This is a genomic window from Novosphingobium mathurense (genome assembly GCF_900168325.1).
GTDB lineage: Bacteria > Pseudomonadota > Alphaproteobacteria > Sphingomonadales > Sphingomonadaceae > Novosphingobium > Novosphingobium mathurense.
Genome location: NZ_FVZE01000002.1, coordinates 247911 through 261573 on the forward strand (window position 1 = coordinate 247911; position 13663 = coordinate 261573).

The window sequence follows — 13663 nt, forward strand, 5'->3', positions numbered from 1 at the left end:
CTGATCGGTCCGGTCAGCTCCGTGCGGCGAGCATTTCGATCAGCTGGCGAATCGGGGAGACGTCGTACCCAGCGGCCGACGCCTTGGAGGCAATCACGGTCGGATTGTCGCCTGCCTTCGCCCGCGCGAGGGCCCACAGGAGGGTCGAACGGGTTCCCGAACGGCAGTAGGCCAGTACCGGACCGTCTGCACTTTCCAGCGCCTCGAACATCGCGTCCACCTGCGCTTCGCTGAAACCGGCATGGGTTACCGGGATCGCGACATAGTCCATTCCGGCGGCTTTCGCGGCTGCTTCGATTTCCGCGCCCGGAGTCTGATCATCGCTTTCGCCTTCGGGACGATTGTTGATAATCCGCACGATTCCCATGTCTTTCGCGGCCGCAATGGCGTCGAGGCCGATCTGCGGACTGGCGAAAACGGTGTCGGTAATCTGGCGGAACATGATCGTATTTCTCCGAAATGGCAGCCTTGGCGAAGACGCATGGCACCTTCAGGGCGGCGCGATCAAGAGGCGCTCTTGAAGCAACTGGCAAGCCAAATCGACGAACTGGATGGTCCAATCCCGCGCGGTTCAACGAAAAAGGCACGTAATTCTGTTCGCCATGGGCTTGAGACTAGTGTATGAACCGTGACCGCAGAAGAGGTGCGGGCGCATGTCCGGTAAGTTTTCTGACGTTCGGCGCGGATCGTCCACGCGTCCGAGTGAATGCTTGTGGGGCGCATCGAAGGTACGTTCGTAAAGATGGGTTTTGACAGAGGTCGTCGCGGAAGGGGACGCGACAAGCGGGATCGGTTTGGAGAGGACGATTTCGATCCGTTCTTCGCCGGACAGGATCGATTTGGAGGCGGTGATCGCTTCGGTGGTGGCGACCGTTTCGGCGGTGGCGGCGGTGATCGCTTCGGCGGTGGCGGCGACGACCGTGGCGGCGGTGGCCCGCGTGGCGGCTTCGGCGGCGGCGGCGGTGGTGGTCGCGGCTTCGGCGGCGGCGGCGGCGGCGCTCCTCGTGGCGGCGGCATGCCGGCTCAGGTCGTTGGACAGGGCCGCGGCGTCGTAAAGTTTTTCAATTCGGCAAAGGGTTTCGGCTTCATTCAGCGCGATGAAGGCGGCGACGATGTGTTCGTGCACATCAGCGCGGTCGAACGTGCGGGTCTGGAAGGCCTGGCCGAAGGGCAGCAGCTGGAATTCCAGCTCGTCGATCGCGGCGGCAAGGTTTCGGCCAGCGACCTCGTGGTCGTCGGCGATGTCATCCCCGTGCAGAAGCGCGAGGTTGCACCGCAGCGTCAGCTGACCGGCGAGAAAGCCACCGGCACGGTGAAGTTCTTCAACTCGATGAAGGGCTTTGGCTTCATCACCCGTGACGATGGGCAGCCTGATGCCTTCGTTCACATCAGCGCAGTCGAGCGTTCGGGCCTCAGCGCCCTGAACGAAGGCGATCGCGTGGAGTTCGACATCGAGGTCGATCGACGAGGCAAGTACTCGGCGGTCAACCTGTCGCCGCTTCAGGGTTGATCAGCCTGCTTTGATCCCGGTCGTTTGACCGGGGCATTGCAACAGCATAAAAGCGCGCAAATGGCGGTCCGGATAGGGCCGCCATTTGTCGTTTGCGATTCACCAATTTCGTCTCATTGATTCGTTTCGAGGATTACCGACATGTCGATCACCCCGCTGATGCCCGTATACCCCCGGTGCGGAGTTCGGCCCGTTCGCGGCGAACACTGCCATCTGATCAGCGAAGACGGCCGCAGATTCCTCGATTTCGCCAGCGGCATCGCGGTCAATGCCCTAGGTCATTCGCACAAGGGCCTGATCGGAGCGATCCAGAAGCAAGCCGAGACGCTGATGCATGTCTCGAACCTCTATGGCAGCCCGCAGGGCGAAGCCATCGCGCAGCGGCTGGTCGATCTCACCTTTGCCGATACCGTGTTCTTCACCAATTCCGGCGCCGAGGCGGTGGAATGTGCGATCAAGACCGCGCGTGCCTATCACCAGTCGGTCGGCAACGATGAGAAGTACGAACTCATCACCTTCAACAACGCCTTCCACGGGCGGACGATGGCGACCATCAGCGCGTCGAGCCAGGAGAAGATGCACAAGGGCTTCCTGCCCCTGCTCCCCGGCTTCAAGTACCTTGAGTTCAACGATCTGGAGGCCGCGAAGGCCGCGATCGGACCCAACACGGCCGGTTTTCTGGTCGAGCCGATCCAGGGCGAAGGCGGTATCCGCATTGCCGACGAGGCTTTCCTGCAGGGACTGCGCCAGCTGTGCGACGAACATGACCTGATGCTTGTGCTCGACGAAGTGCAGAGCGGCGTAGGCCGGTCAGGCACGCTCTATGCCTATGAACAGTATGGCATCGAGCCGGACATCATGGCGACGGCCAAGGGCATCGGCGGGGGCTTCCCGGTTGGCGCGTGCCTTGCCACCGAAAAGGCTGCCCGCGGCATGGTCGCAGGAACCCACGGGTCGACCTATGGCGGCAACCCCTTCGCCATGGCAGCGATTGGCGCGGTGCTTGACGTGATTGCCGACGAAGAGTTCCTTGCCGGCGTGCGGGCGACGGGTGAGCGGCTGAAGTCGCGCCTCGAACAGTTCATCGGCAACTACCCCGATCTTTTCGAACTCGTCCGCGGTCGCGGCCTGTTCATCGGTTTGAAGATGAAGGTCGAGCCGCGTCCTTTCGTAGCGCACATGCGCGACAATCATCAGGTCCTCGCGGTTTCGGCCGGTGACAATGTGGTGCGCGTGCTGCCGCCGCTGGTGATCGATGACAGCCACATCGACGAATTCATGGAAAAGCTCTCCGCCGCGGCGGCCAGCTACAAGCCCGAAGAGGTATCCTGATGACCCGGCATTTCCTCAGCCTGTCGGATGCGGGCGGCGACACGCTCGCCGCGATGCTGAACGATGCGATCGATCGCAAGGCGGCGCGCAAGGAATGGCCCAAGGCGCGTCCCGATGCGGACGCGCCGCTCGCCGGTCACGTCCTGGCGATGATCTTCGAGAAGAATTCGACCCGCACCCGCGTGTCGTTCGACATGGCGATGCGTCAGCTCGGCGGCAGCGCGCTGATCATGGAGGCGGGAAGCACGCAGCTTGGCCGTGGTGAGACCGTGGCTGACACCGCGCGGGTTCTCAGCCGCATGGTCGATGCGATCATGATTCGCACCGACGATCACGCCAAGATCGAGGAACTGGCCCACTACGCCGAGGTGCCTGTTATCAACGGCCTGACCGATCTGTCGCACCCGTGCCAGATCGTCGCGGACCTGCTTACGGTCGTCGAACGTGGCTTCTCACTTCCCGGCCTCCAGGTGGCCTGGCTCGGTGATGGCAACAATGTCGCCAATTCGCTGATCGAGGCGGCAGGGCAGATGAAGTTTACCGTGCGCATCGGCGGCCCTTCGGGTTATGAGCCGAATGCCGGGTTCATCGAGCAGGCACGAGCGGCGGGCGGCGAGGTGATCCTCACCCAGGACCCGATCCATGCGGTGAAGGGCGCGCAGGTCGTCGTGACGGACACGTGGGTCTCGATGGGCCAGCCGGGCGGTGAAAAGCACATCGCGGCCATGCAGCCTTATCAGGTCAACACCGCGCTCATGGCGCAGGCCGATCCGGGTGCGATGTTCCTGCACTGCCTGCCCGCACACCGCGAGGAAGAAGTGACCAACGAAGTGATCGACGGACCGCAGTCTGCCGTGTGGGACGAGGCGGAGAACCGCCTCCACGCGCAGAAATCCGTTCTCCTGTGGGCGCTGGGCAAGCTGTGAGCGAGGACTATCTGATCGTGAGCGAGGAAACCGGTTTCGACCGGGTCCTCGCGTTCACGGTTCCCGATCGGCACGCACGCGGGCGCGTCGTGCGTCTTGGCCCTGCACTCGAGACGGTCCTGTCGGCACACGACTATCCGACGAAGGTCAAGCACCTGCTTGCCGAGGCCCTGGTCCTGACGGCGCTCATGGGTTCGCTTCTCAAGGAGAACGGGTCGCAGCTGACGGTACAGGCGCAGGCGGAAGGCGGCCCTGTCGACTTGCTCGTTTGCGACTACCGCGACGGGGAAATTCGCGGCTATGTTCGTCATGATGACGATCTGCTGGCAAAGCTCGGCGAAGAGGAGGCTTCGCTTGAGGCGCTCTTCGGCAAGGGCTACTTCGCGATCACCTTCGATCTGGCCACGACCAAGGAGCGCTACCAGGGTGTGGTTCCGCTTGAAGGGGAATCGCTGGCGCAGGCCTGCGAATCCTACTTCGCGCAGTCCGAGCAGGTGCCCACGCTGATCCGCGTCGCCGTTCGCTCCAACGATCCGCGCTGCGTCGCCGGTGGCCTGCTGGTCCAGCACCTTCCCGAAGGGGAAGAGGGCAAGGCACGGCTCCATGCGCAGGACGATCATCCCGACTGGGCCCATGTCTCGATCATGGCAGGTAGCACCAAGCCCGAGGAGCTGGTCGACCCCGTCCTCAATCTCGAGCAACTCGTCTGGCGCCTGTTCCACGAGGAAAGCGAGGTTCGCGTCGAGCAGCTTGGCCATCTTCAACGCGGTTGCCGATGTACGGTCGAACATTACCAGTCGATTCTGTCCCGCTTTGAGGAAAAAGAACTGGCAGAGATGCGCGATGACGACGGCACGATTCCGGTCGACTGTGCTTTCTGTTCGAAAGTATTGCGAATCCCGGTTTAACAGCGGATTGGCGGCCGAGTCCTTGTTTTTCAGTTCGAATTGCCGATATTGGCGAAGAGCGACTAGATTGGCGAAGACTCTTGTAGTCATGCCGCAAGGGTAACGACTGGAAAGATGAGCAAATTTGCGTTGGCAATGCTGTTTGGCGGTGCCTCGCTCGCCGTGGCCCTGCCGGCCTACGGGGAGCGAAACTCCCTGTCGATGCTCGATAATCTCGACAGCGGCGACTGGGAGCTACGCCAGAGGGACGGTGCGGGGCAGAGCAACATCTGCCTCGATAATGGTCGCAAGCTCATCCAGTTGCGCCATCCGGGGCTGAATTGCAGTTCCGTGGTCGTCGAGGACACGCCCAATGAGGTGACGGTCCAATATACCTGTCGCGGGCAAGGTTACGGTCGTACGCATATCCGGCGTGAGACCGACAGCCTTGTCCAGATCGACACGCAGGGCATCGTGAACGGCCGCCCCTTCGTCTACGCAGCCGAAGCGCGGCGCATCGGCAATTGCCGCAGCTGAAGGTTGTCAACGTCGTAATGCGGGCCTAGCGCGGGCGCCATGCAGGATCATTCTACCAACCAGCCCCGGCAAGCCGTTGTCCTGCTTTCCGGTGGGCTTGATTCCATGGTCTCGGCCGGTCTGGCCAAGGAGGCCGGTTTCGCCGTCAACGCGCTGACTATCGACTACAACCAGCGGCATCGCCGCGAAATCGATGCTGCGCGCACGATCGCGGATCGTCTGGGGGCGGAGCGCCATGTCGTCCTGCCGTTGGATCTGCGCCGGTTCGGCGGATCGGCGCTGACCGACGATATCGAGGTCCCCAAGGACGGCGTCGGTCCGGACATTCCGGTGACCTATGTCCCCGCGCGCAATCTCGTCTTCCTGTCGCTGACGCTGGCCTGGGCCGAGACGGTCGGTGCCAAGGACATCTTCATTGGCGTGAATGCGCTCGATTATTCGGGATATCCCGATTGCCGGCCGGAGTTCATCGCGGCCTTCGAAAATATCGCGACCCTGGCGACCAAGGTGGGAGCGCAGGGCAACGCTTTCACCATCCACGCGCCGTTGCAGTACATGAGCAAGGCGGAAATTGCGGGCGAGGCGCATCGGCTTGGCCTCGATGCCGGGATGAGCTGGTCCTGCTACGATCCGCAGCCTGACGGTCGGGCTTGCGGCCTGTGCGATAGCTGCCGCTTGCGTAAGGCGGGCTTCGAGCAGGCGGGCCTGGTGGATCCTACCGATTACGCTGCCTAGCGCCGCTCACAATCATTGCTGACGAACGCACGGGCGTGATCGCAAGGTCACGCCCGATGCATTTGTGCTTTCACCCGGGACGGCAGCGCTGAGCCATGCCGACAGCAAAGCCATGCCGACAGCAAAAGAAAAGGGGGACGGATTGCTCCGTCCCCCCGATCTTTTCACCGTTGCCGGTTCGCTTACATGCCCGAGCCCGGACCGTAAGTGATCTCGACGCGGCGGTTCTGCAGCTCGCGCACACCGTCGGCGGTGGGAACGCGCGGGTTGGCTTCACCGAACGCTTCGCTCGAGATCGCACCGTCGGGGATGCCGTGGCTGGTGAGGTAGTCACGGACCGAAGCGTTACGACGCTCCGACAGGCCCATGTTGTACTTCACCGTACCCGAACGGTCGGTGTAACCGGCGAGCATGATCGGAACGTTGTCGCAGTTGCCATAGGCACTGACAGCGCTGTCGAGAATGGTCGCGGCTTCCGGCGTGATGTCCGACTTATCCCAGTCGAAGAACACGATGTACGGCCCCTTGTTGCAGACCACCGGCGGCGGCGGCGGCGGGGGCGGCGGGGGCGGCGGGGGCGGCGGGGGCGGCGGGGGCGGCGGCGGAGCCGCTTCTTCGCCACCGAAGTTGTAGCCCAGGGTCGCCATCAGCGAGTGCGAGCGCCAGCGGGTGCTCACATCGCTTCCGCCCAGAACCACATCGACGTTGTCGACGTTCATGAAGCGATACTTGAGGCCTGCGTCCCAATGCTTGGTGATCGGAGCGCGAACGCCTGCCAGAGCCTGCCATGCGAAACCGGTGTCGGAATCGCTGCCAACGCCCTGTAAGCGATAGTCGACGCGGCCGACGCCGACGCCGCCACCGACGAAGCCCTGGATGCCGTCATCGGGACCGAAGTCGAGCAGGCCATTGACCATGAACGAAAGCATCGAGCTGTGACCACGGTCACTGAACGTGCCATCTTCGACGGAGTTGATCGTGTCATTTTCCGCACGACGGTAGCTGGCTTCGGTTTCGAGGCGGAAGCCACCGAAGTCGTAACCGATCGCTGCACCGCCGTCATAACCGGTGTGCGTGTCGAGAGTTGCAGCGTTGTTGACGCCGGCGATATCGAGGTCAGCGTCTTCGACGATCATGCCGCCGAAGTCGAGTTCGAGATACCAGCTGTCGTCGCGCGCGAACGCGGGCGTGGCGATAGCTGTCGAAGCCAGCGCCAGTCCAATGACGAGTTTCCTCATACGTTTCCCCTACTGATAGAGATTTGGAGCCACCGAGTGGGTGGAGTGTCTAACCCTTCAACAAACCGGGTGCAAGCGCACAATGACGGCGACTGTTGCAGAAATGTCGCGTTTTCGGGGGTTTGGCGCTGTGCGGCGACGCTGTATTGAGCGTTGAACTTCACCTGCTGAACCCCTGTTCATCGTTTCCGGTTATGCCGAGGGAGAGATACCCAAGGCTTGCAGGACCGCGATTATCTCATTGATCGAGGCCCGAGCCTCCACATCAACGGTCGAACCTCCAACTGGTTCCTCAAGAATGGAACCTTTTCTCCAAAAACCGAAAAATAGGAGTTCCTGCCCGCTCGAACGGTCGAATATCCGCATGCCTTCGTGCGGCGCGAGGAATATCCAGTTACCGCTTTGGCGGCATGCGATTGCGTTTTCGTATCCAGCCCATTCGCCTGTCGCATCGGCGCTGATCAGCCAGTTGTCACCATCGGCAGGATTTTCGGGCGGATCCGTGTTTTCCCCTAGAATACTGCAGTGCAGCGCGGCATCGATCCGTGCGAACGCCTCGTTGACGAAGACTTCCTTTCCGGACTGTCCGGAATACAGGAGGGGGAGGGAAAAGCGTGGGCTATTGCTCTCGAATATAACGGGATCGCTCATCACGAGGTCCTTTGCATCACGGATCATGGGAGGGAGCGCAGCAGAAGCGGCGCGGAAAGGGCTTGCGTGCCTTGCTGGCGCACCTGCAGGAATTGTCCGGCGAAGGCGGTGGACAGTTCCGCGAGCAAGGCGGGCTCGATCGCGAGTTCGGGTGTCCCCACCTGCCAGGTCGCGACAGGGGCATCGAGAGGGCCGAGTGTGACGAGATAACGCTCGGCTTCCTCGACAAGCGGGACGTCGATGCCGTCCTGCCACGGCCATGCGCCCCTTGCGCGTCTGGTCCACGAGAGGTGCAAGGTGCCATCGCTCTTCAGGGTGTGGCGCGGATGCACCGGAGCGAGCGGGCGCAGCGTGATGCCGCCGAGCAGTACTGAAGACGCGACGGGCTCGCCGTCCCCGCGACCGATGGCGAGAACCTGGCGATTGCGGTCCGCGCCGAGCGCAGAGGCATCGAGCGGCACCAGCCGGGAATCGAGCAGAACGAAAGCCTCGCCGATCGCATGACCCGATACAGCCGCTTCGCTGCCGCCCCTACCGCGCAGAAGCCCGCTCAGCATCCAGCGGCCCTCACCGATAGCCTGGGCATTTGCGAACTGGATGATCTCCTGCCCGAGCAGGGCAAGGTTTGCCCCCAGCGTCATCTGGCGGAAAGAGGCGGAGCTGAGGATCATCGCGGGATCTACCAGGGCGACTTCAACCGTCCGCTCCCGATCGAACAACAGGGGATGTCCCGGTTTCAGTATCGTCGCGGCAGTTCCGATTATGCTGCGCCTCCGTCCACTGGGGCCGAGCGGCAGCATTTCACCATCGCCCTTGTCGGCATAGAGTGCGGCCCCGCTCCAATTAGCCGAAGCGGCGGATACGGCCGCAAAGACATTCGGGCTGGCCGCATCGCTGTTCGTCGTGCCCGGCGGGAGTTCGAAAGCGACGAGTTGCGTCGAGGCCAGGGGCAGGTCGGCGGGCAGGTTCGCACGGCCGCCGTCAGCCGGGAGGTCAGGGGCATCGATTGCGCCGACCGGGGGCAGGCGTTCCAGCGCGAATTCGACGCCGCTTGCTCGCCATTCCCATTCGATCACACGCCATGGCCCGGCCACACCGGGGACCGAAACGGTCGATCCCGGCGCGATTGCGGGATCGAGTTCGCAGGAGCGCCATGCGAGGCGGTCGCGTGACCAGTCGATCCGGCGCGAGGCTTTCTCGATCAGGGCCCGGGCCGCTTGCGCATCGAGCGCTGCCGGAAGTTCGATGCTGCGGGGTTGTCCCGGCGGGGGCGAGGCGGAGGCGTGCTGTATTCCGGGTAGGTAGTCGCGCTCTGCATCGAAATAGCGCAGGCTTCGCACCGGTTGCTGCGATGCTGGTAGGCGATGGCGGGTAAAGCCGAGAGATCCGCCGAAATCGCCGTCCTCGATGGAGACTGCCGGCGCGGGCAACGGGCGCGGATTGTCCCGGTCGCGCTCATGGCTGATCGCAAAGCCCTCGCCGTCTCCCGAAATGTTGAGCGGGATCACGGGATCGAGCGTTTCGATGCATTGCGCCAAAGGGCCATTCACGGTGTAACCGGTGATGCCGTCGAACGGAACCCGTGCGTCGATGCCGTCGACCAGTTCGCCCACCACGTCCTGCAGATCGAAACTTTCGTCGGCGAGGATCTCGAAGGTCATCGCGGGGAGGCGATTGTAGAATTCGGATAAGTCGAGCCCTTCGAACACCACGTAAGCGAGACCGCGCCAGGCCGGGCAACGTTCGGCGCCCTCGTTCGCGGCGATCAGCGGATCGGCAGGTTGGTCGCCTTCGCCGGTATACAGTCGCATGGTGCCGCCGACTTTCAGGTCGCCCTCGGTGCCGCGAAGCAACTTGCCGTCCGCCCAGATGCGGCCGATGCCCAGGATCGGGCGGCTGGAGAGGGCCACGGCCAGATTGGCGGTGTAACTGTAGGTGGTGACGGTGGGGGCGCCTTTGCCGCCTCCCTGCGTTTCGCTGTGTTCGACGAGATCGGTCGCCCAGATGATCGAACCGGCTACACGCATGGTGCCGAAATGGCGCGGGAGCGGCTGGCCGTACGTCGAGGTCGTAAGCTGCAGTTCCTGCAGTCTCGGGCCTTCGCGGCGGCCGGACCCGAAGATCGCAGTGTCAATGCCCTGGCCGACGAGGCCGCCGATGGCCCCGCCGATCGGGCCGCCGATCGCAGTGCCCACAGTGCTGAAGATAAGCGTCGCCATATCAGGTCCTCAATCGGAAGAGTGGGGGCGCCAGTGCCCAAGTGTGGGCCAGCCTTCGGGCAAGGCGCCGCAGACGACCTGGCGAAGGCCGCAATGGGCGTGGACGATGCAGCGCTGGCCGACGGCGATGGCCAGATGATACTGGCAGGGGCCGGGCCTCAGCAGCAGGACGTCGCCCGGCAGGCACGAACCGCTCGCAGGTTCGAGCGAGAGCTGCCGGACGATATCTTCCGGATCAGGGACCCTGCGCGATCGCAGGGGGTAGCCGTTGGGGAGCGCAACCCGTTGGCCGCAGGATGCCGCAGCGACAGCCAGCACGCCCACGCAATCCAGGCCGTGGCGCGGATCGCGTCCGTGCAGTTTCCAGCGCGTGCCGACCAGTTCCAGCGCGGCTCGCGCCAGTTCATCGCCGGTCATTGCACAGGGGAAGGATAGCGGGTGAGCATGTCATTGCCGGGCAGGAACGGCTCGCCGCGGAAGTTGACGGCATTGCCGAAGCGGACCGCGCACGTATCCAGTGTGCGGTCGCAGCCTTCGCGCAGCACCGCTGCGCTGCCGGGTGGGATCGTTTCATCCAGCGGCGTGTCGAGCACGAGGCCGCCTGCCGGGTCCGCCGACATGACCGACATCGCGATCCCGGCCTGCGGTCCGTCGACCCAGCGTAGCGCTCCGCCGACATGGAGTGCGGCATCGAAATCCGCCTCGAAAGTGGCTGCGTTCGCCTGCGCGTCCATGGCGACAAGCCTCACTTCGCGGCTGAACCTCTGCGGATTGAGATTGCAGCCCGGGCCGCAAAATGCGGCACGGCATGTCGGGCTGGTGCGGGGGATCGGGTCGCACTGCAGTTCCGCCTTGCGTGAAGCAAGCGAGGCGGAGAAGTCCTCGCCCTCCTGGGAAACTTCGCCCAGCGTTCCGGAATAGAGCACCACCCTTTCGAGGGTCTCCCAATCGATCAGGCCGATATATACGCGCGAACCGTCGAATCGCCCGGCTGCAAGGTCGGTTGCCGTGATCGAATCGTCGCTGAGAATGCCCTGGACTTCCACGCTGTCAGGATCGAGGTCGGCGCGCTTGCGGATCGAGGAGGGCACCATTCCCGGCGAGGCGCGGTGCTGCACGCCGTCGAACCACAAGTTGCGATCATGAGTGGTGAAGCCGAAGGTCACGCCATCGCGGCGCAGGATCCGCCAGAAGGTCGCGACCGTTTCGAGGTCCTGTGCAAACCATGTCCGGGTCATGCGGCCTCCCTGATTTCGATAACGGGAACGCTGGGCGCTTCCCCGGCTGCGAAGGCGGCTCCCGAAATCTCCAGGCGATCCTCGGCGAAGCGGACCGGCACGTCGAAGTGAAAGCCTGCCCGAACCGCGGCTCCTGGTGCAGGGGGATCGTCGAACAGGATCGTCCCCCCGCTGTCCAGCGACCAGTTCCCGACCTGAATCGCGTCATCGATGCTGACCAGGATGGTCGGGAATTCGGGACGCGTGATCCTGCGGACCTGTGCTTCTTCCCCATCGCCGTAACGCTTGACCAATGCGAAAGCGGTTTGCGTGCCGTCGCCGACGCCGAGGGACTGGTCGAGGGCGGTAGGCGTCCCGGTCATGGCGTTGGAGCTGAAATCGCTGGGATCGCGCAGGCGAAAGCCCCGTGCCGGACCGCGCCGGGCCCGAAAGAAGGCGATGAGCTGGCCCAGTTCCTGTTCCGAGCGGATGCCCGGCCCGACATCGAAGCGCAGGCGGGCATCCGACCACAGGCTGTTGCGGCGCTCGAACCCCGAGGCGGTGACGGATACGGCGGTCGAGAACTCTGGCGAGATACTGGCATCGCGCCCGAGGCGCAGCGGATAGGGCACGTCGTCGAAGGCTTGCATGGCGCTTCCTTGGCTGGCGTTGGAGGGCAGGCGGACAAAACCGTCGCGCGCGATTTGCGGAAGAGCCCAGACGACGATCTCGTGCGGCGCGCGCCGCGTGGCTTCGTCGATACCGGCATCGATCAGACGCCACTGGTCGGCCTGCATTTGGTTCAGGACGAAACCCGCGAGGTAGTCCTGTTCCGCAGGCGGATAGCCGAGGCGGGCGTTGATTTCTTCATAGGCGCGGCGGCGCGGTGCATCGGCCCCGGCGGTCAGCCAGTCGTAGTCTTCCACCTGCAGCCGGTCGAAGGCCGGGGCCGCCCAGCCCAGGGGCAGATTCGCGCGCTTGAGTTCCGGCATCTCCGGATCGAGCAGCGTGGGCGTGAAGACGAGGGCAAGCGCTTCCACCGGCTCGGGCACAACGGCGCTGCGCACCGCAGTGACCACGTCCGCCGTCGATTGCGCAAGCAGGACACCGGCCGCGTCGAGCAGGTCCTTCTGCGCCGCGTCGAGCGCGGCACGCATGTCGGGGATCGCGGGCGGTGCGCCGCCGAAGGCCGCGACGGCGGCTTCGTCGTAGAGGCAGATGCGGCCGTTGGCAAAAGTCCACCACCACGGCTCGCCCACCTGGAAGCGCACCGGAGCGCCGGCTTCGGCCATGAGCAGGGCGAACGCGGCCGCGACGGATTGGAGCCAGCCCATCGCCGCGGCGTTGGCAGGCGAGATCAAGGTCGATGGCGGCGTCCAGCCGGTCAGGGCCGGATTGCCGAGATGGTCCCGCTGTTTCCAGTCCTCGGGGCAGTGCTGGTCGAGCAGTTCGTAGGATAGCGAGGCCATCGGGCTGAAGCCCAGCCGCAGGCATTCGGCGAAGAAGGCACGGTGCCAGACGCGGGTCGGGGTATTGAGAGGATCTGCGCTACCGCCGGCAAGGTAGCGGCCGTCTTCGGCGGTGAGGCGGAAATAGTGGCTCATCCCGAGGTAAAGCACCACCGACCCGCGATAGCCCAGTTGTCGCACGTTGCGCAGGAGGCGCGCGGGAGTCTGGACGCCCTGGTCGTCGAACCCGGTGGCCACGGCAAGGCCATGTGGCGGCACCATGACGTCACCGATCTCCAGCATCGCACGCGAACCGTCGACACTGATTTCGCTCATTTCGATCCAGCCTTCGGCTTCGGTTGGCAGAGGGTCGGCGCTGCCGTCATAACCGGGCGGCGCGAAAGAGATGAACATGCGGTCGATGTCGTCCGGCCAGATGCGTTCGCCGGGCAGGGAAAAGCCGCTTTCAAGGTCGGAAAAGGGCAAGGCGATCTGCGCGTCCTCGCCGCTGCCCTCGGCATAGTTCCACAGGCGGACATACCAGGTGCGCGCCGCGCCGCTCCTGTCGCGGCCCTCGATGGTCAGCGTTGGGCCGTAGAGGGCATCGAGCGGCAGCACGCCGCCGGACCGCCAACGAAAGCGGAGCGAGGTATGGGCATAGTTGCGGTCGGTGCGATAGGCGAGCAGCGGGTGATCGAGCGTATCCTCGCTCGCCCAGATCAGGCCGCCGAGATCCGCCTTGCGCAGGAACGACGCGTCCACGCGTAGCGCGTCGGGGGCGGTCGAGATCACGGTGGCCACCATCGGGCGGGGGAAGTTGACGGTCCAGAAACGCGCGTCGAAGCGCTGGATCCAGTCGCTCACCTGTCCTTCGCGCTGCGAAGCGAGCCAGAATGCCATCGGGGTTCTCCGGATTGGGTGAAATGCCTGATTGTCGTCCTGGTGATTTTCCGGGACGGTTGG

The 13663-nt window shown here is 64.1% G+C and carries 13 protein-coding genes; 6 read left to right on the forward strand and 7 right to left on the reverse strand.

Annotated elements, in window-relative coordinates; genetic code table 11:
• Positions 1-13 precede the first annotated feature (13 nt).
• Positions 14-442, reverse strand: coding sequence for a protein tyrosine phosphatase family protein (locus B5483_RS08005; RefSeq protein WP_054946594.1), 429 nt, complete (start codon positions 440-442; stop codon positions 14-16).
• 300 nt (positions 443-742) lie between these two features.
• On the opposite strand from B5483_RS08005, the gene B5483_RS23655 reads away from it, so the two are divergent.
• The 6 genes from B5483_RS23655 to queC all read left to right on the forward strand — a co-directional run bounded on the left by B5483_RS23655 (position 743) and on the right by queC (position 5927).
• The gene (locus B5483_RS23655; protein ID WP_079730338.1) at positions 743-1510 is read left to right on the forward strand and encodes a cold-shock protein; all 768 of its coding nucleotides are present in this window, start codon (positions 743-745) and stop codon (positions 1508-1510) included.
• Positions 1511-1651: 141 nt separating this feature from the next.
• Entirely contained in the window at positions 1652-2842 is a 1191-nt protein-coding gene (locus B5483_RS08015; RefSeq protein WP_054946595.1) for an aspartate aminotransferase family protein, read from the forward strand.
• The gene (argF, locus tag B5483_RS08020) at positions 2842-3768 is read left to right on the forward strand and encodes an ornithine carbamoyltransferase (protein WP_054946596.1); all 927 of its coding nucleotides are present in this window, start codon (positions 2842-2844) and stop codon (positions 3766-3768) included. The genes B5483_RS08015 and argF overlap by 1 nt, the downstream gene beginning before the upstream one ends.
• Positions 3765-4676 carry an Hsp33 family molecular chaperone HslO gene (gene hslO / locus B5483_RS08025; RefSeq protein WP_079730021.1) on the forward strand — a complete coding sequence of 304 codons (912 nt, stop codon included), beginning with the start codon at positions 3765-3767 and terminating at the stop codon, positions 4674-4676. The genes argF and hslO overlap by 4 nt, the downstream gene beginning before the upstream one ends.
• Positions 4677-4790: 114 nt before the next feature.
• Positions 4791-5192, forward strand: a complete 402-nt coding sequence (locus tag B5483_RS08030) for a DUF3617 domain-containing protein (RefSeq protein ID WP_054946597.1) — start codon at positions 4791-4793, stop codon at positions 5190-5192.
• Between the two features lie 39 nt (positions 5193-5231).
• Positions 5232-5927: a 7-cyano-7-deazaguanine synthase QueC gene (gene queC, locus B5483_RS08035; protein ID WP_054946598.1), complete on the forward strand. Its 696-nt coding sequence runs from the start codon at positions 5232-5234 to the stop codon at positions 5925-5927.
• Positions 5928-6109: 182 nt separating this feature from the next.
• Here queC and B5483_RS08040 read toward each other — a convergent pair whose 3' ends face one another.
• The 6 genes from B5483_RS08040 to B5483_RS08065 form a co-directional block, all read right to left on the reverse strand.
• Positions 6110-7165, reverse strand: a complete 1056-nt coding sequence (locus B5483_RS08040) for an OmpA family protein (protein ID WP_079730022.1) — start codon at positions 7163-7165, stop codon at positions 6110-6112.
• Between the two features lie 192 nt (positions 7166-7357).
• A complete protein-coding gene (locus B5483_RS08045; RefSeq protein WP_054946689.1) occupies positions 7358-7816 on the reverse strand; it encodes a DUF2793 domain-containing protein in 459 nt (152 codons plus the stop codon).
• Positions 7817-7839: 23 nt separating this feature from the next.
• Positions 7840-10035: a GTA baseplate fiber-binding domain-containing protein gene (locus B5483_RS08050; RefSeq protein ID WP_079730023.1), complete on the reverse strand. Its 2196-nt coding sequence runs from the start codon at positions 10033-10035 to the stop codon at positions 7840-7842.
• Between the two features lie 9 nt (positions 10036-10044).
• A complete protein-coding gene (locus tag B5483_RS08055) occupies positions 10045-10452 on the reverse strand; it encodes a hypothetical protein (protein WP_079730024.1) in 408 nt (135 codons plus the stop codon).
• Entirely contained in the window at positions 10449-11273 is an 825-nt protein-coding gene (locus tag B5483_RS08060) for a DUF2163 domain-containing protein (protein ID WP_079730025.1), read from the reverse strand. Before B5483_RS08060 ends, B5483_RS08055 begins: the two co-directional genes overlap by 4 nt.
• Positions 11270-13600, reverse strand: a complete 2331-nt coding sequence (locus tag B5483_RS08065) for a DUF2460 domain-containing protein (RefSeq protein WP_079730026.1) — start codon at positions 13598-13600, stop codon at positions 11270-11272. The genes B5483_RS08060 and B5483_RS08065 overlap by 4 nt, the downstream gene beginning before the upstream one ends.
• Between the last annotated feature and the right edge of the window lie 63 nt (positions 13601-13663).

Bases quoted from the DNA above. Each gene is read 5' to 3' on its own strand.
- B5483_RS08015 (WP_054946595.1), top strand. From the start codon at position 1,652: ATGTCGATCACCCCGCTGATGCCCGTATACCCCCGGTGCGGAGTTCGG.
- queC (WP_054946598.1), top strand. From the start codon at position 5,232: ATGCAGGATCATTCTACCAACCAGCCCCGGCAAGCCGTTGTCCTGCTT.
- B5483_RS08050 (WP_079730023.1), bottom strand. From the start codon at position 10,035: ATGGCGACGCTTATCTTCAGCACTGTGGGCACTGCGATCGGCGGCCCG.
- B5483_RS08060 (WP_079730025.1), bottom strand. From the start codon at position 11,273: ATGACCCGGACATGGTTTGCACAGGACCTCGAAACGGTCGCGACCTTC.
- argF (WP_054946596.1), top strand. From the start codon at position 2,842: ATGACCCGGCATTTCCTCAGCCTGTCGGATGCGGGCGGCGACACGCTC.
- B5483_RS08045 (WP_054946689.1), bottom strand. From the start codon at position 7,816: ATGAGCGATCCCGTTATATTCGAGAGCAATAGCCCACGCTTTTCCCTC.
- B5483_RS08065 (WP_079730026.1), bottom strand. From the start codon at position 13,600: ATGGCATTCTGGCTCGCTTCGCAGCGCGAAGGACAGGTGAGCGACTGG.
- B5483_RS08030 (WP_054946597.1), top strand. From the start codon at position 4,791: ATGAGCAAATTTGCGTTGGCAATGCTGTTTGGCGGTGCCTCGCTCGCC.
- B5483_RS08055 (WP_079730024.1), bottom strand. From the start codon at position 10,452: ATGACCGGCGATGAACTGGCGCGAGCCGCGCTGGAACTGGTCGGCACG.
- B5483_RS08040 (WP_079730022.1), bottom strand. From the start codon at position 7,165: ATGAGGAAACTCGTCATTGGACTGGCGCTGGCTTCGACAGCTATCGCC.
- B5483_RS08005 (WP_054946594.1), bottom strand. From the start codon at position 442: ATGTTCCGCCAGATTACCGACACCGTTTTCGCCAGTCCGCAGATCGGC.
- B5483_RS23655 (WP_079730338.1), top strand. From the start codon at position 743: ATGGGTTTTGACAGAGGTCGTCGCGGAAGGGGACGCGACAAGCGGGAT.